Source organism: Streptomyces yatensis (genome assembly GCF_018069625.1).
GTDB lineage: Bacteria > Actinomycetota > Actinomycetes > Streptomycetales > Streptomycetaceae > Streptomyces > Streptomyces yatensis.
The window spans coordinates 9,847,050-9,865,365 of sequence record NZ_CP072941.1 but is presented as its reverse complement, the minus strand read 5'-3'; the positions used below and the strand labels follow the sequence as shown (position 1 = coordinate 9,865,365).

General features: G+C 71.6%; 14 protein-coding genes. 9 read left to right on the top strand and 5 right to left on the bottom strand.

Annotation, left to right across the window (positions count from 1 at the left end; translation table 11 throughout):
• Positions 1-23: 23 nt before the first annotated feature.
• The gene (locus tag J8403_RS41050; RefSeq protein WP_211127630.1) at positions 24-1,154 is read left to right on the top strand and encodes an LLM class flavin-dependent oxidoreductase; all 1,131 of its coding nucleotides are present in this window, start codon (positions 24-26) and stop codon (positions 1,152-1,154) included.
• Positions 1,155-1,264: 110 nt separating this feature from the next.
• Positions 1,265-2,482 (top strand): S1 family peptidase, encoded by a 1,218-nt coding sequence (locus tag J8403_RS41045; RefSeq protein WP_211127629.1) that lies wholly within the window; start codon positions 1,265-1,267, stop codon positions 2,480-2,482.
• A 228-nt stretch (positions 2,483-2,710) separates the two neighbouring features.
• Here the strand turns inward: J8403_RS41045 and J8403_RS41040 are convergent, their stop codons facing one another.
• From J8403_RS41040 to J8403_RS41025, 4 genes are read right to left on the bottom strand one after another with little or no spacing between them, the layout of a single operon-like run.
• Positions 2,711-4,813 carry a xanthine dehydrogenase family protein molybdopterin-binding subunit gene (locus J8403_RS41040; RefSeq protein ID WP_211127628.1) on the bottom strand — a complete coding sequence of 701 codons (2,103 nt, stop codon included), beginning with the start codon at positions 4,811-4,813 and terminating at the stop codon, positions 2,711-2,713.
• Positions 4,810-5,808, bottom strand: coding sequence for an FAD binding domain-containing protein (locus tag J8403_RS41035; RefSeq protein WP_211127627.1), 999 nt, complete (start codon positions 5,806-5,808; stop codon positions 4,810-4,812). The genes J8403_RS41040 and J8403_RS41035 overlap by 4 nt, the downstream gene beginning before the upstream one ends.
• On the bottom strand, positions 5,805-6,431 hold the full coding sequence (locus J8403_RS41030; RefSeq protein ID WP_246586445.1) for a 2Fe-2S iron-sulfur cluster-binding protein: 627 nt from the start codon (positions 6,429-6,431) through the stop codon (positions 5,805-5,807). Before J8403_RS41030 ends, J8403_RS41035 begins: the two co-directional genes overlap by 4 nt.
• A gap of 8 nt (positions 6,432-6,439) precedes the next feature.
• Entirely contained in the window at positions 6,440-7,531 is a 1,092-nt protein-coding gene (locus J8403_RS41025) for an NAD(+)/NADH kinase (RefSeq protein WP_211127626.1), read from the bottom strand.
• Between the two features lie 190 nt (positions 7,532-7,721).
• On the opposite strand from J8403_RS41025, the gene J8403_RS41020 reads away from it, so the two are divergent.
• Positions 7,722-9,059 (top strand): radical SAM protein, encoded by a 1,338-nt coding sequence (locus tag J8403_RS41020; RefSeq protein ID WP_211127625.1) that lies wholly within the window; start codon positions 7,722-7,724, stop codon positions 9,057-9,059.
• Between the two features lie 32 nt (positions 9,060-9,091).
• Here the strand turns inward: J8403_RS41020 and J8403_RS41015 are convergent, their stop codons facing one another.
• The gene (locus tag J8403_RS41015) at positions 9,092-11,101 is read right to left on the bottom strand and encodes an APC family permease (protein ID WP_246586235.1); all 2,010 of its coding nucleotides are present in this window, start codon (positions 11,099-11,101) and stop codon (positions 9,092-9,094) included.
• A gap of 120 nt (positions 11,102-11,221) precedes the next feature.
• Here J8403_RS41015 and J8403_RS41010 point away from each other — a divergent pair, with 120 nt between their 5' ends.
• From J8403_RS41010 to J8403_RS40985, 6 genes are all read left to right on the top strand, one after another.
• Positions 11,222-11,794, top strand: coding sequence for a hypothetical protein (locus tag J8403_RS41010; protein ID WP_211127623.1), 573 nt, complete (start codon positions 11,222-11,224; stop codon positions 11,792-11,794).
• Between the two features lie 207 nt (positions 11,795-12,001).
• Positions 12,002-13,207 (top strand): cation diffusion facilitator family transporter, encoded by a 1,206-nt coding sequence (locus J8403_RS41005; RefSeq protein WP_211127622.1) that lies wholly within the window; start codon positions 12,002-12,004, stop codon positions 13,205-13,207.
• Positions 13,208-13,282: 75 nt separating this feature from the next.
• Positions 13,283-13,528: a hypothetical protein gene (locus tag J8403_RS41000; protein ID WP_211127621.1), complete on the top strand. Its 246-nt coding sequence runs from the start codon at positions 13,283-13,285 to the stop codon at positions 13,526-13,528.
• 86 nt (positions 13,529-13,614) lie between these two features.
• The gene (locus J8403_RS40995) at positions 13,615-14,310 is read left to right on the top strand and encodes an HAD family hydrolase (RefSeq protein WP_211127620.1); all 696 of its coding nucleotides are present in this window, start codon (positions 13,615-13,617) and stop codon (positions 14,308-14,310) included.
• Positions 14,311-14,429: 119 nt separating this feature from the next.
• Positions 14,430-17,540, top strand: coding sequence for a glycoside hydrolase family 2 TIM barrel-domain containing protein (locus J8403_RS40990; RefSeq protein ID WP_211127619.1), 3,111 nt, complete (start codon positions 14,430-14,432; stop codon positions 17,538-17,540).
• Positions 17,541-17,671: 131 nt separating this feature from the next.
• A complete protein-coding gene (locus J8403_RS40985; protein WP_211127618.1) occupies positions 17,672-18,316 on the top strand; it encodes a diguanylate cyclase in 645 nt (214 codons plus the stop codon).

The window sequence follows — 18,316 nt, the reverse complement described above, 5'->3', positions numbered from 1 at the left end:
CGCCCCTCGGAGAAAGGCTGACGATGTCCGTCGAGTTCATCGGAATGATCGGCACCCATGAGGTGTCCGAGATCCACCCGGCCCGCGGCCCCGTCGTGGACGCCGAGTACACCCTGCGGTTCGCCCGCGCCCATGAGGACGCGGGCTTCGACCGGGTGCTGATCGGCTACGGCTCCGCCACCCCCGACGGCGCCCAGGTGGCCGCGTATGTCGCCGCGCGCACCGAACGGCTCGGGCTGCTGGTGGCCCATCGGCCCGGCTTCGTGGCCCCCACCCTGGCCGCCCGTACGTTCGCCACCCTCGACCAGTTCTCCGGCGGGCGGGTCGCCGTGCACATCATCAGCGGCGGGCGGGACGCCGAGCAGCGGCGGGACGGCGACTTTCTGGGCAAGGACGACCGTTACGCCCGCACGGATGAGTATCTGGAGATCCTGAAGCGGGCGTGGACGGATGAGGAGCCGTTCGGACACGACGGCCGCTTCTACCGCTTCGAGGACTTCCACGCCGAGGTCCGCCCCCATCAGCGGCCACGCATCCCGCTGTACTTCGGTGGTTCCTCCGAGGCGGCGTACGCCGTGGGCGGCCGGCACGCGGACACCTTCGCGCTGTGGGGCGAACCGCTGGCCGAGACGGCGGAGCAGATCGCCTCCGTGCACCGGGCCGCCAAGGCCGCGGGCCGGACCGAGCCACCCGGTATCAGCGTGTCCTTCCGGCCCATCCTCGGCGCGACCGAGGAGCAGGCGTGGGAGCGGGCGCACCGGATCCTCGACACCATCAGGGCCCATGGCCCGGCGGGCTCCTTCACCTCCTCCCGGTGGGGCCGTGAGGCGCTCGGCTCACCCACGACCGGGGGCACGGACCCGCAGAACGTCGGCTCCCAGCGGCTGCTGGCCGCCGCCGCCCGGGGTGAACTCCACGACCGGGCGCTGTGGACGGCGACCGCGGCCGCCACCGGGGCCGCGGGGAACTCCACGGCGCTGGTCGGCACCCCGGAGACGGTCGCGAAGGCGCTGCTGGACTATGTGGACATCGGCGTCACGACCCTGCTGATCCGTGGTTACGACCCGCTGGACGACGCCGTCGGCTACGGCCGCGAGCTGCTGCCGCTGGTCCGCCAGGAGCTGGCCCACCGGACCGGTGGGGGCGCCGCGTAAAGATCTCCTCAATCTCTCTGAACGCAACTCGTGCGCCGCCCGTATCCACTGCCGGGTCGTGCTCGTCGCGGATGAGCGGATCCCGTAACCCCCCAACAGGAGGTCATGAGTTGAGCCATAAACGCGTACCCAAGCGAAAGATCGTGTTCGCGGGGGCCGGGGCCGCCGCCGTCGCGGCTGCCGCGATACTGCTGCCCAACGCCAACGCCTCACAGGACGACAAGACCGAGGCCGCCCAGCCGAAGAAGGTGGACGCCGCCTCGGCCGCGGACATCGCGGCGCAGCTGGCGTCACAGCTGGGCGAGGCGTTCGGCGGGGCCTATTACGACAAGGACAAGCAGCAGGTCATCGTCAATGTCGTCGGCGACAACAACAATGTGAACGTCGAGGTCAAGAGCGCCGGCGCGGTGGCCAGAAGCGTTGACAACAGCACCAAGGCGCTGCGGACCGCCGCGAAGACGCTCAAGACCAAGGCCACCATCCCGGGCACCGCCTGGTCGGTGGACCCCAAGACCAATGAGCTGCGGGTCACGGCCGACTCCACCGTCACCGGGGCGAAGTGGGACACCCTCGAGTCCACCGTGAAGTCGCTGGGCGACGGCATGGCCACCCTCAAGAAGTCCACGGGCGAGTTCAAGCCCTTCGTCGCGGGCGGCGACGCCATCTTCGGCGGTGGCGCGCGCTGCTCGCTCGGCTTCAACGTCACCACGGACAGCGGCGCCCCGGCGTTCCTCACCGCCGGCCACTGCGGCGTCGCCGCCGAGCAGTGGTCGGACTCCCAGAACGGCGCGCCGATCGGCACCGTGCAGGACGCCACCTTCCCCGGTGACGGCGACTTCGCGCTGGTCACCTACGACGACGCCAACACCGAGGCCCCGTCCACGGTGAACACCGGCGGCCAGAACGTGGACATCGTCGGGGCCGCCGAGGCCACGGTGGGCCAGCAGGTGCAGCGCATGGGCAGCACCACCGGGCTCAACGACGGCTCGGTCACCGGTCTGGACGCGACGGTCAACTACCCCGAGGGCACGGTCAGCGGGCTCATCCAGACCGATGTCTGCGCGGAGCCCGGCGACAGCGGCGGCCCGCTGTTCAGCGCGGACGGCAACGCCATCGGTCTGACCTCCGGCGGCAGCGGCGACTGCACCTCCGGCGGTGAGACCTTCTTCCAGCCGGTGACGACCGCGCTGGAGGCGGTCGGTGCGCAGATCGGGGACGGCGGCGCGGCCGGAGGCGGCGGCGCGGCGGACGGCGGCGCCGATGACGGCGGGGCGGCCGATGACGGCGCGGGCGCGGACGGCGCCGGTGGGGCTGCCGAGAACGGCTGACCCCACGCGACCCGGGTGTCCCGCGCCGTCACCGCGGGACACCCCGGGGGCCGCGGGCCTGTCGGCCCCGGGAAGCCACGACAGGACCGGGCATCGCCGGGATCGGCGGCAGGCCGGGCAGCCCGGAGCCACTACGGCCGGGCGACCCCGCGAGCCCCGACCGCCCGGACAGCCCCAGGAGCGGCGACGGGCGGGCGTCCCCGGGAGCCACGACGGCCGGGCGGCCGCTCAGTGGGCGGACAGCCCCGCGCGCACCCGCTCCAGCGTGATCGGCAGATCGCGGACCCGCACCCCCGTGGCGTGGTAGACCGCGTTGGCGACAGCCGCCGCCGTGCCGACGATGCCCAGCTCCCCGACGCCCTTGCTGCCCATCGGGTTGAGCTCGTCATCGTGTTCATCGATCCAGTGCGCCTGGATGTCCCGCACATCGGCGTGGGCGGCGATGTGGTAGGTGGCGAGGTCGTGGTTGGCGAAGTCACCGAACCGCGGGTCCGTCTCCAGGTTTTCGTACAGCGCCATCGACAGTCCCATGCACATGGCGCCGCGCAGCTGCGAGCCCGCCGTCCGGGGGTTGATGATGCGCCCGGCGGCGAACATCCCCAGCAGCCGGTCGACCCGCACCTGGCCGGTGACGGCGTCCACCCGCACCTCAGCGAACTGGGCGCCGTAGGCGTGGCGGGAGAACTCCCGGCGCGCCTCGACGTCCTCGGCGGTGTCCACCCGCTCCTCCAGCCCGCCGGGCGGGATCGCGCCGGAGACCTCGTCGAGCCGCTTGGCCAGCGCCCGGCACGCCTTGGACACCGCCCATCCCCAGGAGCTCAGGCCCATCGAGCCGCCCGCCCACGGTGCCTGGCCGTAGGCGCTGCGGCCGATGTCGAGGGCGACCCGGTCGATCTCCACACCGAGTTCGTCCGCCGCCACCTGGGTCAGCGCGGTGCGGGCCCCGGTGCCGATGTCGGCCGCGGCGATCCGTACGGTGAAACCTCCGCCGGGCTCGGCTCGGGCCGTCGCGGTGGAGGGCCAGGTGAGGGCGGGGTAGTTGCCCGCCGCGACTCCGGTGCCGACCAGCCAGCGCCCCTCCCGGCGGCGCCCCGGCGCGGGGTCGCGACCCGCCCAGCCGAAGCGCGCCGCGCCCTCCCGCAGACACGCCACCAGATTGCGGCTGCTGAAGGGGCGACCGCTCTCCGGCTCCACGGACGGCTCGTTGGCCACCCGCAGGTCGATGGGGTCCATGCCCAGTTCCACGGCCAGTTCGTCCATCGCGCTCTCCAGCGCGAACATCCCGGGCGCCTCGCCGGGGGCCCGCATCCACGAGGGTGTCGGCACATCCAGCTGCGCCAGGCGATGGGTGGTCCGGCGGTGGCGCGCGGCGTACATGACGCGGGTGGGGGTGACGGTCTGCTCGCAGTACGGGCTGAGTGTGGAGCTCTGCTGCAGCGCGTCGTGCCAGATGGCGGTGAGCCGGCCGTCCCGTTCGGCGCCGAGCCGGATGCGCTGCAGGGTGGGCGTCCGGTACGAGACCATGGTGAACATCTGCTGCCGGGTGGCCGCCACCTTGACCGGGCGGCCCACCGCGCGGGCGGCCAGCGCGGCGAGCACCGTGGGCGGGCGGGGAATCGCCTTGGAGCCGAAGCCGCCGCCGGTGTGGTCGGCGACGATCCGGACGGCGCCCTCGGGCAGGCCGAACAGCTCGGCCACCCTGCCGGCCGTCATCCAGGGGCCCTGGTCGCCGTTGTAGAGGGTGAGCGAGTCCCCGTCCCAGACCGCGATGGTGGCGTGCGGTTCCATCGCGCTGGTGTGCTCCGCAGGCGTGGTGTACGTGGCGTCGAGGACGACCGGCGCCGCGGCGAGGGCGGCCGCCACGTCGCCGGTCTCCGTCTGGCCCGGGTAGCCGCCGTTGACCGTGTCGGGGACGAAGATGCGTGGATCGCCGTCCATCAGCTCGGCGTCGTGGTCGTCCACGTCGTACTCGATCCGCAGGGCCGCCGCGGCCTGACGGGCCGTCTCGAAGGTGTCCGCCACCACGGCCGCCACGATCTGCCCCCGGTAGGCGACGTCGGCGGACTGCAGCACGGCGAGTTCGGGGGCGTCGGTAGGGCGCAGCCGGAAGACATTGTGGCTGTCGAGCACGGCGACCACGCCGGGCAGGGCCAGCGCCGCGCCGGTGTCGACGGCGCGCACCCTGCCGCGCGGGATGGTGGACTGCACCGCCCACGCGTACAGGGCGTCCGGCACCGGGTACTCATAGGCGTAGAGCGCGGTACCGGTGACCTTCTCGCGTCCTTCGACACGGGTCACCTCCGCGCCCACGGTCCGCTGGAGCGTGGTCATCGACGCTGCCCTCCCACGAGGTCGCGCACGGCCGAGGTGATGACATCCACGGCGAGGTCGATCTTGAATGCGTTCTGCGGCAGCGGGCGCGCCGCGGCGAACTCGGCCCGTGCCGCCTCCCGCAGGGTCTCCTCGGTCGGCTGCCGGCCCAGGAGCAGCCGCTCGGCCTCGCGGGCCCGCCAGGGGCGGGTGCCCACGCCGCCGAGCCCCAGCCGGATCTCGCGCAGTGTGCCGTCGGGGTCCGTGGCGGCCACGGCGGCCACCGACACCACCGCGAACGCGTAGGACCAGCGGTCGCGGACCTTGCGGTAGGACATGGCGGCGCCCTCGGGGGGCGGTGGCAGCTCGACACCGGTGATCAGATCACCCGGTTGCAGCACCGTCTCGCGGTCCGGTGTGTCACCGGGCAGCAGATAGAACTCGTTCAGCGGCACCGCGCGGGGGCTGCCGTTCACCCGCCGCAGATGGACGACCGCGTCGAGCGCGGCCATCGCCACCGCCATGTCCGAGGGGTGGCTCGCCACGCAGAAGTCGGAGGTGCCGAGCACGGCCAGGTCGCGGTGGAGGCCCTGGATGGCCGAACAGCCGGTTTCCGGCTGCCGCTTGTTGCAGGGTTTGGTGACGTCCTGGAAGTACACACAGCGGGTGCGCTGCAGCAGATTGCCGCCGGTGGTGGCCACCGTCCGCAGCTGCCCGGAGGCCCCGGACAGCAGCGCTTCGGCCAGGGCGGGGAAGCGCTCGCGCACGCCCGGGTCTCCGGCGAGCCGGCTGCCCCCGACCAGCGCCCCGATGAGCACACCGCCGTCGGGGCGGTGCTCGATGGTGTCGTACGGGAGCTGGGTGATGTCGACGAGCATGGCGGGCTCGGTCACCCCGAGCTTCATCAGGTCCACCAGGTTGGTGCCACCGGCCAGATACACCGTCTCGGTGGAGTCGGCCACGAGCGTGGCGGCGGCCTGGGGGTCGGTGGCGCGCTCGTAGGCGAACGGCTTCATCGCGCCCCTCCCGCCGCACCGGCGCGGGCCGGGGCCCCGCCGCCGTCGGCCCCGGCGACCTCGCGGATGGCGGCCACGATGCCGGGGTAGGCCCCGCAGCGGCACAGGTTGCCGCTCATCCGCTCCCGGATCTCGTCGGCGTCCAGGTCGCCCGGCGCGCCGACCCCGGCCGCCATGTCCTCGGTGACATGGCTGGGCCAGCCGCGCCCGGCCTCGGTGAGCGCGCCGATCGCGGAACAGATCTGGCCCGGGGTGCAATAGCCGCACTGGAAGCCGTCGTGTTCCAGGAACGCCCGCTGCAGCGGATGGAGTTCTTCCGTGGCGGCGAGCCCGGCCACCCCCTCGATGGTGGTGATGTCGCGGCCCTGGGCGGCCACGGCGAACACCAGGCAGCTGTTGACCCGCTCCCCGTCGATCAGGACGGTGCAGGCCCCGCACTGCCCGTGGTCGCACCCCTTCTTGGCCCCGGTCAGCGCCAGGTGTTCGCGCAGGGCGTCCAGCAGGGTCACCCGGTGGTCGAGGGTGAGGGGGCGGTCAGCCCCGTTGACACGCAGCGTGAGATCGCTGTGAAAAGCGTGAGCTGTCACATCACTCAGCCTGGCATCGGGGTGGGCGCCCCGCATCTTCGGCGTCACTCCCCGTGTTCCGCCTCCGGGGGCAGGGGCTCCGTGGGCAGGGGATCGAAGGCCAGCCGCAGATGCGCCAGGTCCGGGGGGACCGGGGTGCGGGGGTGGTAGAACGGCGGGGCCGCGTCGGTGGCGGGCGAGTCGGCCAGCCGGAAGCGGTCCCGCAGCCGGTGGTAGAACCGCGTCGGCGCGAGCCGCACCAGCCGCAGCCGGTTCGGTGCCCGGTAGGCGGCCACCCAGTCGCCCGGATCCAGCACGCCGCGCAACTGCCCGTCGAGGCTGACCGCCACCCGCCCCGAGGTCGGCAGGACCCGCACGGCGACGGCCTCGTCCACCGCGGCCACCACGGTGCGGTCGAAGGCGATGTGCGGGGCGACCGGGGTGAAGACCACCGCGTCCATATGCGGGGAGACCACCGGCCCGCCGGCGGCGAAGCTGTACGCGGTGGAGCCGGTCGGGGTGGCCACGATGATCGCGTCGGCCGAGTACGAGGCGAGCAACTGCCCGGACACATACACGCCGAGCCCCGCCTGCCGGTCGCGGGCGAGTTTTTCGAAGACCACGTCGTTGACGGCGATGACATCCAGCGGAATGCCCCAGCCGACCTCCTCGGGTCCCTGGCCGGGGCGGACCTTGGGCGGGGGCGGCAAGGGGCCCCGCCCGTACCGCAGCAGCGCCTCCATGCCCTCGGGCATCTCCAGCGGCCGGGACGCCCGCAGGGTGAGCAGCATCCGCTCCTCGATCGTGGCACGGCCGTCGTGGACGGCGTCCAGCGCGTCCGCCACCTGATCGACCGTGATCTCGGTGAGGAAGCCGACCCGCCCCACGTTCACCCCCAGCGCGGCGGCCCCGTTCACGGCCGCGAGCCGGGCGCCGCGCAGAAAGGTGCCGTCGCCGCCGAAGGTGACGATCAGGTCGGGGTGGCCCGCGGCCGCGGCCTCCTCCTTGGCGCTGCGCCGGGGCCGGCCGCCGCGCCAGACGTCCAGTTCGTAGCAGGAGATGTCATGGGCAGCGGCCCATGCGCGGGCGGTGTGCGCCGCCGCGACGGCGGTGGGGCGGGCCTGGTGGACGACCATGCCGAGCCGGTTGACAGCCATGGCCCTTCCACCGTAGATCGGCCGGCCCCGAGGCGCCCGCCAGGCCGGCACACGGTCATGGCGACCGGCCGGGTGTGGCGAGGGCGGGCGCTCTGGAGCCGAACGTCCACGCTGATCTATGGTGTTGAACGCAGATGGCCTGCGGGGGGAACCACACGGCGTCCATACGGAGCCAGGGATGGGGCGGCAGATGGCGAGCCAGAGACGAACCGAGCTGGTCGAGGGCCTGATGGCGAGCTTCCCCCAGGTGCCCCGGGAAGCCGTGATCAAGGAGGACCTGCTGCGCGGCGGCATGGCCTTCGACGAGTCCGCGCTCAGCGGCAACGAGGACGGCGACGTCAAGCCGAAGTCGTATTTCATCTTCTCGTTCGACCACCGCACCCTGCCCGAGCTGGGCGCCGCGGCCCTCAACCGGCCGCCCGAGGAGGTCGTGCTCACCGGCGGGCCGTACGAGCTGCGCCGCACCGTGGTGTCCGTCCGCGTCAACCCCGCGTCGCCGTATGTGGTCCGGGCCGGGGAGGACGGTGCGCTGGGCCTGTATCTGGACGGTGCGCGCATCGCCGATGTGGGGCTGCCCCCGATGCCGGACTACTACCGCCACACCCTGTCGAACGGCAAGTCGGTGATGGAGGTCGCGCCCACCATCCAGTGGGGCTATCTGGTCTATCTGACGGTCTTCCGGGTGTGCCAGTACTTCGGCGCCAAGGAGGAGTGCCAGTACTGCGACATCAACCACAACTGGCGTCAGCACAAGGCGGCGGGCCGCCCGTACACCGGGGTGAAGCCGGTCGAGGAGGTGCTGGAGGCGCTGGAGATCATCGACCGCCATGACACCGCCCGCACCTCCCAGGCGTACACGCTCACCGGCGGCGCGATCACCTCGCATATCGGCGGCCGGGACGAGGCCGACTTCTACGGCCAGTACGCGAAGGCCATCGAGGAGCGCTTCCCGGGCCGGTGGATCGGCAAGGTGGTGGCGCAGGCGCTGCCCAAGGACGACGTCCGGCGGTTCCACGACTACGGGGTGCGGATCTACCACCCCAACTTCGAGGTGTGGGACCGGCGGCTGTTCGAGCTGTACTGCCCGGGCAAGGAGCGCTACATCGGGCGTGACGAGTGGCACCGCCGGATCCTGGACTCGACCGAGGTGTTCGGCGCCCGGAATGTGATTCCCAACTTCGTCGCGGGTGTGGAGATGGCCGAGCCGTTCGGCTTCTCCTCCGTGGGCGAGGCGATCGACTCCACCGCCGAGGGGCTGCGGTTCTTCATGTCGCACGGTGTCGTGCCCCGGTTCACCACATGGTGTCCCGAGCCGACGACACCGCTGGGCAAGGCCAATCCGCAGGGCGCCCCGCTGGAGTACCACATCCGGCTGCTGGAGACCTACCGCGCGACGCTCGAGGACTTCGGGCTGGCCTCGCCGCCCGGATACGGCCCGCCGGGGCCGGGGCGGGCGGTGTTCTCGGTGAGCTCGTTCATGGACAGCCTGCCCGCCGCGGAGCCGGAGCAGGAGCCGGTAGCGCCCTGACGCCGACGGCCGCCCCGACTCGGGGGACCTCGTCAGCCGACGTGGACGTGGGGGCGGCGGCCGCGGTCGGGTTCGGCTTCGCGGAGGACCTCACGGGTGACGGGGGCGACCTCTCCCTGGCCGAAGAGGAAGAAGCGCAGGAAGTGGGCCAGCGGATGGCCCTCCGTCCACTCGAAGTAGATGTGCGGGCGCTGCCCGGTGGCGTCCCGCACCCACAGCAGCATTGCGGCCAGCGCGTTGGGGATGGTGGCGCTCTGCATGGTCATCACGCGGTAGCGGCCGTGCACCACCTCTCCGCACACCTGCAGCTCGCTTTCGAACTCGGACGGGTCGGCGACGGTGACCTCGACGAAGATGATGTCGTCCTCGGGCGGGATGTCGTTGTCCTCCCGGATCTGGTGCTGCTTCTCCCGGTATTCGGCCAGGTCGCGGCGTTCCGGCTTATTGGCGATGAAGCGGATCCTGCGGTGGGCGGTGTCGCGCATGAACCGCTCGGCCAGGGGGTCGAACGTCACGCTGGTGACCCGTAGCTCGAACGCCCTGGCGACCCGGGACAGCAGCGATACGGCCAGGATGCCCGCGATGAAGCAGGCGCCGATCTTGACGCCGTCGGGCCGTTCGACGACGTTGACCCCGGTGGTGTACAGGAAGATCACCGCGATGACGCCGAAGCCGAGGGTCCAGCCGCGCTGCCGGGCGCGCCGGGCGGCGATGGTGACGGCGATGGCGGCGGAGGTGATGAGCACGAGCACACCGGTGGCGTAGGCCCCGCCCTGGGCGTCCACATCCGCCCTGAAGATCCAGGTCACCAGGAACGCGACGGCGATGAACACCAGCACCATCGGGCGCACCGCGCGCGCCCAGTGGGGCGCCATGCCGTAGCGCGGCAGATAGCGGGGCATCAGGTTGAGCAGTCCGGCCATGGCCGAGGCGCCGGCGAACCAGAGGATGGCGATGGTGGAGGCGTCATAGACGCTGCCGAAGGCCGAGCCCAGGTACTCATGGGCGAGATAGGCCAGGGCGCGCCCGTTGGCCCCGCCGCCGGGTTCGAACTCCCGCTGCGGGATCAGCAGGGTCGTGATGAAGCTGGACGTGATGAGGAAGATGCTCATGATCACCGCGGCCGTGGTCAGCAGCTTCCTGGCGCCCTGGATACGTCCGGCGGGGCGCTCCGGGGTGTCGCCCGGCTTGCCCTCGATATGCGGCATGACGGCCACGCCCGTCTCGAACCCGGACAGGCCCAGGGCCAGCTTCGGGAAGATCACCAGCGCCACACCGATCATCACGAGCGGACTGCCGCGCTCGGCGACCAGCGCCCGGGACCAGTCGGGGATCACATGCGGCGCGGTGCCGACATGCCACAGCCCGACCGCCACCACGACGGCGTTGAGCAGCAGATAGGCCGCGACCAGCACCACCGCGATCCCGATGGCCTCGGTGAACCCCTTGAGGAACACCGCGCCGAGCAGTCCCACCAGGATCAGGGTGATGGCCACCTCATGACCGTGCAGGGTCGAGGTGAGATGCGGATTCTCCACCAGGTGGGCGGTGGCGTCGGCGGCGGAAAGGGTGATGGTGATGAGGAAGTCGGTGGCCGCGAAGCCCAGCAGGGTGAGGACGAACAGCTTGCCCTTCCAGAAGGTCAGCAGCCGCTCCAGCATCGCGATCGAGCCCTGGCCGTGCGGGCTCTCCTCGGCCACTCTGCGGTACACCGGCAGCGCGCCCACCAGGGTCACCACCACCAGCACCACGGTGGCCAGCGGGGAGAGCAGCCCGGCCGCCAGGGCGGCGATACCGGGCTGGTAACCGAGGGTGGAGAAGTAGTCCAGACCGGTCAGGCACATGACCCGCCACCACGGCCGGCCGTGGTGTGCGCTTTCCGGCTCGGCATGCGGGCCGGGCTGGCGCTTGGCGATGTCGGTCAGGCCCTCCAGCAGCCATGCGCGCAGCCGGTGCCGTGCCCCGCCGTTGGAGGCGCCGTCGCCAGAGGTGGAGGAGACCACGGGGTACTCCCGTCGTACAGCGAAAGGGCCCCCGGCCATCGGATGAGACCCTTCGGTCAGCGTATGCGGGCCGGCCGGCCACCACCCGGCCGGTGCCGCCGGCCGAAGGACATCGCTTTCTCAGTGGGTTTTCATCTTCGGTCCGTACGGTTGCGGCACATGGACACCACCAAGACCGATCAACCGACCGACACCGCAGCACAGCCCGCGGAGGGCGAGGAGACCACGGCCGAGGGCGCCCCGAACGCTGTTGCGGACCCGCAGGAAGCACCGGACTTCGAGGAAACGTCCGACGACCTGGGAACCCCTCCCCCGGCCGGCACGCCGAGCGTCGTCCCCGGCGCCGCCGCGGTCGTCGGCGCCGGCCTCGGGCTCGCCTCGCTCTCCGGCACCTGGCTCGGCACCATGCTGCAGGAGCGCAAGCAGCTGACCGGCCAGATCAAGGCCCAGTCCGGGGCGGCCGCCGATCAGATCGCCACGGTGTACGGCACTCCGTGGCACACCACGGCTCTCGTCAACGGGCTCTTCGCGCTGGCCGCCGTGGTGATCGCCGGTGTGGTGCTGCTGCGGCAGCGGCGGCCCGTGACGACCGGGGCACCCTGGGTGACCGCGGTGGCCTGGGGAGCGGTGGCGCTCGGCGTGATCGGTCTGCTGATCGCGGCTGTCATGGGGCTCGACATCTTCAGCGAGCTGCCGAAGGTGCCCGCCTCCCCGAACGCTCCGGCCGGCTGACCCGACCGACTGACCCGATCCGAGCGCGCCCCGTGGTCCGAATGGCTCCCGCGGGGCGCGCTCCGTCGTCGGGGCGTGTCACGATGTGCATGTCACGATTGAGGTCCCGGCATCGGGACACCCGCAAGGGGGACAGGCCGTCCGGCCGCCCCCGGCGGAGAGCGCCACCAGGACGGCACGGACTTCCGCCTACGGAGTTTCCCGCCGATGAGCCGTTCCTCGACACCTCCCTCCGACCAGCACGGGACACCGCGCCCGCCGCATACACCGGACCCACCGGAGCCTTCACGCGCACCGGAGCCCTCGCGTGCACCGGAGCCCTCGCGCGCACCGGAGACGCCGGACGTACCGGAGACGTTGGACACACTGGACAGCCGGCCTGAGCCGGACGGGCCCGAGACCCAGGGGGGCAAGGACGCCCGGACCGCCGTCACCGTCTTCGTCGCGCTCGGCGCCAATCTGGTCATCGCGCTGGCCAAGGCCATCGGCGGCGTCTTCGCCGGTTCCCCCGCGCTGCTGTCCGAGGCGGCCCACTCGGTCGCGGACAGCCTCAACGAGGTGTTTCTGCTCGCCTCCCTCAAGCGCAGCAAGCGGGCGCCCGACGAGCAGCACCCCTTCGGCTACGGCAAGGAGCGCTACTTCTGGGCGCTGCTCGCCGCCGTCGGGATCTTCGTCATGGGCGGCTGCTTCTCCTTCTTCCAGGGCGCCGAGGCGCTGAGCGCGGGCAGTTCCGAGGACCACAGCGGCTATCTGGTCGGCCTCGGGGTGCTGGGCCTGGCGCTCATCGCCGAGGGCTCCTCGCTGGTCCGGGCGCTGTTCCAGGTCCGCGGGCACGCCCGGGAGGCGGGCCGTGGCATGGCGGCCGAACTGCGCAGGGGTGATGACCCCACGCTGCGCACCGTTCTCGCCGAGGACTCCACGGCCTGTCTCGGTGTGGTGTTCGCCCTGCTCGGCATGTGGCTGCACATGGTCACCGGCGAGGTGGTCTACGAGGCCACGGCCTCCTTCCTGATCGGGGCGCTGCTGGTCTATGTGGCCTACCGGCTGGCCAGGGAGTCGCGCGGGCAGCTCATCGGCGAGGCGATCGATCCGGTCCAGCGCCGGGAGCTCCGCCGGTTCCTCGAGGGGCAGCCGGAGATCGACACCGTGACCAGTCTGCTGACGATGCGTCTGGGCAACGATTCCACGCTGGTGGCGGCCCGGGTCGATCTCTTCCCCGGTCTCGACAGCGAGGAGGTCGAGGAGGTCCTGGTCCGCGTCAAGACGGCGATGGCGGAGATCTGGCCGCACGCCGACCAGATCTTTCTCGATGTCACCGACGCCTCGGCCAGGGACCGGGCGAAGGCGCGCGAGGACCGCCAGGCGCTCGACGAGACGGTGGCGGCCGTGGAACGGGAGGACCGCGGGGCGTGAGATTGGCACCGGCGGGCCTGGGTACTCGGTGAAGACCAGCCCACAACAGCGAACTCATGTACGGAGGCAGAACTGATGGGCCTCGGCGGTTGCATATTGATGATCGCGGTGGGAGGGATTCTCACCTTCGCCACCGACTGGAACGCCAGCGGCTTCAACGTCCAATTGGTCGGTCTGATCCTGATGGCCGTCGGCATCATCGGCACATCGGCGTATGTGAGTGTGTACAAGCGCCGGCGTGTCGTCGAGCCGACCGCAGTGGCGCCCCCCGTGGTCGAAGAGTCCGAGCATCACCGGCATCACCACCACTACGACTACTGAGGGCCGGACAGCCCCTTTCCGAGGAGGTGGCCCCCGCCGCGGGTGGGGGCCACCTCGTCGTCGTACGACTCGACCGGGAGGACACGATGAGCAGCGAACGCACCCCGGACCAGGACGCCCGTGGCCGCCGGGCCGCACTGTTCGACGTGGACGGCACACTCGTGGACACCAACTACCTGCACACCGTCACCTGGTGGGAGGCGATGCGGCAGGCGGGGCACACGGTGGGGATGCGGGAGATCCACCACACCATCGGCATGAGCTCCGACAAGCTCATGGACCGTCTGCTGCCCGAGGACCGGGACCGGTCGCAGGACGAACGGATCAGCACCGCCCACAAGACCCTGTACGCGGAGTACTTCCCCCGGCTGCCCGCTCTCGACGGCGCCGCGGATCTGCTGCGCACCCTGGCGGAGCGCGGCTGGTACCTGGTGCTGGCCAGTTCCGCCTCTCAGGACGAACTGGCCTCGATGCGCGCCGCGATCGGCGCCGACGAGGCCATCGGCACCGCGCTCAGCTCGGACGACGTCGAGGAGGGCAAGCCCGCGCCGGATCCGGTCGAGCAGGCTCTGGAGCGCGCCGGGGTGCCGGCCCGGGACGCCGTCTTCGTCGGTGACACCGTGTGGGACGTCGTGGCGTGCGTGAAGGCCGGGGTGCGGTGTATCGCGCTGCAGTCCGGTGGCATCCCCCCGGAGTTGCTGAGGGACGCCGGTGCGGACGAGATCTACCGAAATCCCGCGGACCTGCTCCACCACCTCGACAGCAGCGCGCTGGGACGCTGAGACCCCGCGGGACCCTTGACAGTTCCCTGTTTAAAACTGTCAGAATCTGTTGCGCGAAGGGCTGTTGTGGTCGGTCAAGCGCCCTTCTCCACAAGATAATCGAAGAGAAGGGGATCGCGATGGCGGTCACGCGCAGATCGATTTTGATCGCAGGCACCGCCGCCCCGATGGCCGGGACACTTGTCACGGCCATTCCCGCTCAGGGCGCCACCGCGTCCCGCGCCCTGGGGGGACGGACGATCCCGCTCACGGACGGCTGGCGCTTCGCCCTCGTCAACCCCGGTGGGATCACCGACCCGACCGGCGCGTACGAGACCGCCCATGACCCGGCGTACGACGACTCGGCCTGGCGCGAGGTCGCCGTCCCGCACGACTGGAGCATCGAGCTCTCCCCCACCACCGACCACGGCACCAGCGGCGGCACCGGATTCCTGCCCGGCGGGCTCGGCTGGTACCGCACCGCCTTCACCCTGCCGCGCACCCTCGCGGGCAAGCGGATCTCCGTCGAATTCGACGGCGTCTACATGGACTCGTCCGTCTACTGCAACGGACGGCTCCTCGGTGAACACCCCTACGGATACACCGGCTTCGCCCTCGATCTCACCGAGGTGGCCCACACCGACGGCACCACCCCCAACGTTCTCGCCGTCACGGTGCGCAACCGGCTCCCCAGCAGCCGCTGGTACTCGGGCAGCGGTATCTACCGCCACGCCCGGCTCGTCGTCACCGATCCGGTCCATGTGGCCCGGTGGGGCACGCAGATCACCACCCCCGGCCTGGCCACCGCCCTGCGCTCCGGACATGCCACGGTGCGGGCGCGGACCCTCGTCGTCAACGCGTCGGACGGCCGGAAGCCGGTGACCGTGGTCTCCACCGTCAAGGACCCCGACGGGCGCACGGTGGCCCAGGCGCGTTCCACCGTCACCGTCGGGGCTGGTGACACCGGCACCGCCACCCAGGAGCTCGGGATCGACCGGCCGCGGCTGTGGTCGTTCGACACTCCGGAGCGCTATGTCCTGGAGACCGAACTGCGGGTCGGCCAGGACACCACCGACCGGTACCGCACCCCCTTCGGGCTCCGCCATGTCACCCTCGACCCCGACCGCGGATTCTCGCTGAACGGCGAGTACGCCAAGCTCCGGGGCGTCGATCTCCACCACGACCTGGGCGCGCTCGGCGCCGCCGTCAGCACCGACGCCGTGCTGCGCCAGCTGACCATCATGAAGAGCATGGGCGTCAACGCCCTGCGCACCTCGCACAATCCGCCCTCACCGGAGCTGATCGAGGTCTGCGAGCGGCTCGGCATCGTGATGCTGGTGGAGGCGTTCGACTGCTGGCGCACCGGCAAGAACACCTACGACTACGGGCGCTTCTTCGACGAGCACTGCGACGCGGACATCACCGAGATGGTGCGCGCCGCCCGCAACTCCCCCGCCGTCGTCATGTGGTCCATCGGCAACGAGATCCCCGACTCCACCAGCGCCGCGGGGCTGGGCATGGCCCAGCGGCTCATCGACGCCGTCCGCGCCGCCGATGACACCAGACCCGTCGTCATCGGCTCGGACAAGTACCGCGGTCTGCCCGCCGAGGGCTCCCCCGCCGATCTGATGCTCGCCAAGCTGGACGGGCTCGGCCTCAACTACAACACCGCCGCCTCGGTGGACGCCCTGCACGCCCGCTATCCGCGGCTGTTCCTCTTCGAGTCCGAGTCCTCCTCGGAGACCTCCACCCGCGGGGCCTATCAGGAGCCCGAGCACCTCAACACGGGCGAGAACCACACCCCCGGCAGGCGCGAGACCTCCAGTTACGACAACAACCTCGCCTCCTGGACGATGAGCGGCGAATACGGGCTGAAGAAGGACCGGGACCGGAGGTTCTTCGCCGGGCAGTTCCTGTGGTCGGGCATCGACTACATCGGCGAGCCCACGCCGTACGACGTCTTCCCGGTGAAGGCGTCGTTCTTCGGCGCGGTGGACACCGCGGGCTTCCCCAAGGACATGTACTACCTCTTCAAGAGCCAGTGGACCGACGAACCGATGGTCCATCTGGTCCCCATGGACTGGACCGGCCACCAGCCGGGCGAGACCGTGGAGGTGTGGGCCTACTCCAACGTCGCCGCCGTGGAGCTGTTCCTCGGCGGCCGGTCGCTGGGGGTCCGCGAGTTCGACGCCAAGAAGACCACCGACGGCCGCGCCTACCTGGAGACCACCGAGCCCACCGGCGACGACAAGACCGTCACCTCCGGCCCCTACCCCGGCAGCTACACCAGTCCGGGCGGCAGCGCCGGAAAGCTCCACCTCACCTGGCAGGTGCCGTTCGCACCGGGTGAGCTGAAGGCCGTGGCCCGGCGCGGCGGCCGGATCGTGGCCACCGATGTGCTGCGCACGGCGGGACGCCCGCACACCGTGCGGCTCACCCCCGACCGCGAGAGCGTCGACGCCGACGGCCGCTCACTGTGCTTCGTGACCGCCGAAGTCGTGGACGCCCACGGTGTGGTGGTGCCCGACGCGGACCATCTGATCGCCTTCAAGGTCACCGGGGGCTCCCTGGCCGGGGTCGACAACGGCCGCCAGGAAAGCGCCGAGCGCTACCAGGCGAGCAGCCGCACCGCCTTCCACGGCAAGGCCCTGGCCATCGTCCGCTCCGGCACCAAGGCCGGGCCGCTGACCATCACGGCCCGCGCGGCGGGACTGCGCACCGCGACCGCCACCGTCCGCGCCACCGGCGGGACATCGCGGCCGGTCACCCGCCCGGCCCCCTTCGCACCCGACCCCGGCCCCGGCGCCCCGGACGGTCCACACGCCGACGCGAGCTATTCGGGCGCGCCGACGACCCTGCCCGCGGCCATGCTGGACGGCGATCCGGCCACCGGCTGGTCCAACGCCTTCCACAAGCCCGCCACCGCGCTGCTGCCCGCCTTCGACGGCGCCCGGAAGGCCGACTGGGTCTCGGTGACCTGGAGCGGGAGACGGCGGCTGCGCCGCGTCGAGGTGTCCTTCACCGTCGACGCCACGCACACCCTGCCCGCCTCGATCGAGGTCTCCGCGTGGAACGGCCACGCCTACGTACCGGTGCGCGGCGCGTCCGTCGACTGGGCCACCGCCTCCGGCACTCCGACCGTCATCACCTTCGACCCGGTCCGCACCTCCCGGCTCCGGCTGGACCTCACCAGCCGTCATCCGGGCGCGGCCGACGGCGCCCAGCGCATCGTCGCCTTCGAGGCACGGTGACGGCCGGGTGAGCGGCTGAGTGAGTGACGGAGTCCAACGGCGCCACGCCGGACGGGTGGAAGCCTCGCGCGGCCGTTTGTCCGCGATACGAAGAGGGCACCCGACCTCTCCGACGTCGTGCTGGAGGCGAGATGACTCTTTCCCGTATGCCGGTGGCCCGTGCGTGGCGGCGGTGGCGGCGGCCACGCGATCTGGAGGTGCCGCACCACGCCGTGGACGTCGAGGACGCCAATCGGCGGTTCCTGATGTACGGGGTGATGCCGCTGTGGTTCGTCCCGGCGGTGGCGGACTGGATCATGCACCGGCGGACCAGGATCGAGGAGACCTCGGGCACCAAGGAGTCGGCGATCCACGCCCTGATGATGACGGAGGCGGGCATCCCCGTCGCGATGGGGCTGCTGGCCCGGGTCAATCCGCTGGTGCTGTCGGTGATGGGAGGAGCGGCCGTCGCCCACGGCGCCACCGCGCTGTGGGATGTCAGCCTGGCCACCGGGGAGCGCGAGGTGCGCCCGGTGGAACAGCACATCCACAGCTTCCTGGAAGTCCTGCCGCTGTCGGCGATGGCGTTCACCTCCTGTCTGCACTGGGACCAGGTCCGTGCCGCGCTGCGCGGCGGGGACCGGCCCGAGGACTGGAAGCTGCTGCCCAAGGACAACCCGCTGCCCGCCCGCTATCTGGCGGCCATCGGCCTCGGCATCGGCGCCTTCGTGGCGCTGCCCTACGCCGAGGAGATGACGCGGTGCCTCAGGGCCGCCCGGGCCCGTAAGGCGGTGTGA

Excerpts from the sequence above, each read along its gene's own strand:
- J8403_RS41050 (WP_211127630.1), top strand. The coding sequence starts at position 24 with ATGTCCGTCGAGTTCATCGGAATGATCGGCACCCATGAGGTGTCCGAG.
- J8403_RS41040 (WP_211127628.1), bottom strand. The coding sequence starts at position 4,813 with ATGACCACGCTCCAGCGGACCGTGGGCGCGGAGGTGACCCGTGTCGAA.
- J8403_RS41035 (WP_211127627.1), bottom strand. The coding sequence starts at position 5,808 with ATGAAGCCGTTCGCCTACGAGCGCGCCACCGACCCCCAGGCCGCCGCC.
- J8403_RS41030 (WP_246586445.1), bottom strand. The coding sequence starts at position 6,431 with ATGCGGGGCGCCCACCCCGATGCCAGGCTGAGTGATGTGACAGCTCAC.
- J8403_RS41025 (WP_211127626.1), bottom strand. The coding sequence starts at position 7,531 with ATGGCTGTCAACCGGCTCGGCATGGTCGTCCACCAGGCCCGCCCCACC.
- J8403_RS41020 (WP_211127625.1), top strand. The coding sequence starts at position 7,722 with ATGGCGAGCCAGAGACGAACCGAGCTGGTCGAGGGCCTGATGGCGAGC.
- J8403_RS41015 (WP_246586235.1), bottom strand. The coding sequence starts at position 11,101 with ATGGCCGGGGGCCCTTTCGCTGTACGACGGGAGTACCCCGTGGTCTCC.
- J8403_RS41010 (WP_211127623.1), top strand. The coding sequence starts at position 11,222 with ATGGACACCACCAAGACCGATCAACCGACCGACACCGCAGCACAGCCC.
- J8403_RS41005 (WP_211127622.1), top strand. The coding sequence starts at position 12,002 with ATGAGCCGTTCCTCGACACCTCCCTCCGACCAGCACGGGACACCGCGC.
- J8403_RS41000 (WP_211127621.1), top strand. The coding sequence starts at position 13,283 with ATGGGCCTCGGCGGTTGCATATTGATGATCGCGGTGGGAGGGATTCTC.
- J8403_RS40995 (WP_211127620.1), top strand. The coding sequence starts at position 13,615 with ATGAGCAGCGAACGCACCCCGGACCAGGACGCCCGTGGCCGCCGGGCC.
- J8403_RS40990 (WP_211127619.1), top strand. The coding sequence starts at position 14,430 with ATGGCGGTCACGCGCAGATCGATTTTGATCGCAGGCACCGCCGCCCCG.
- J8403_RS40985 (WP_211127618.1), top strand. The coding sequence starts at position 17,672 with ATGACTCTTTCCCGTATGCCGGTGGCCCGTGCGTGGCGGCGGTGGCGG.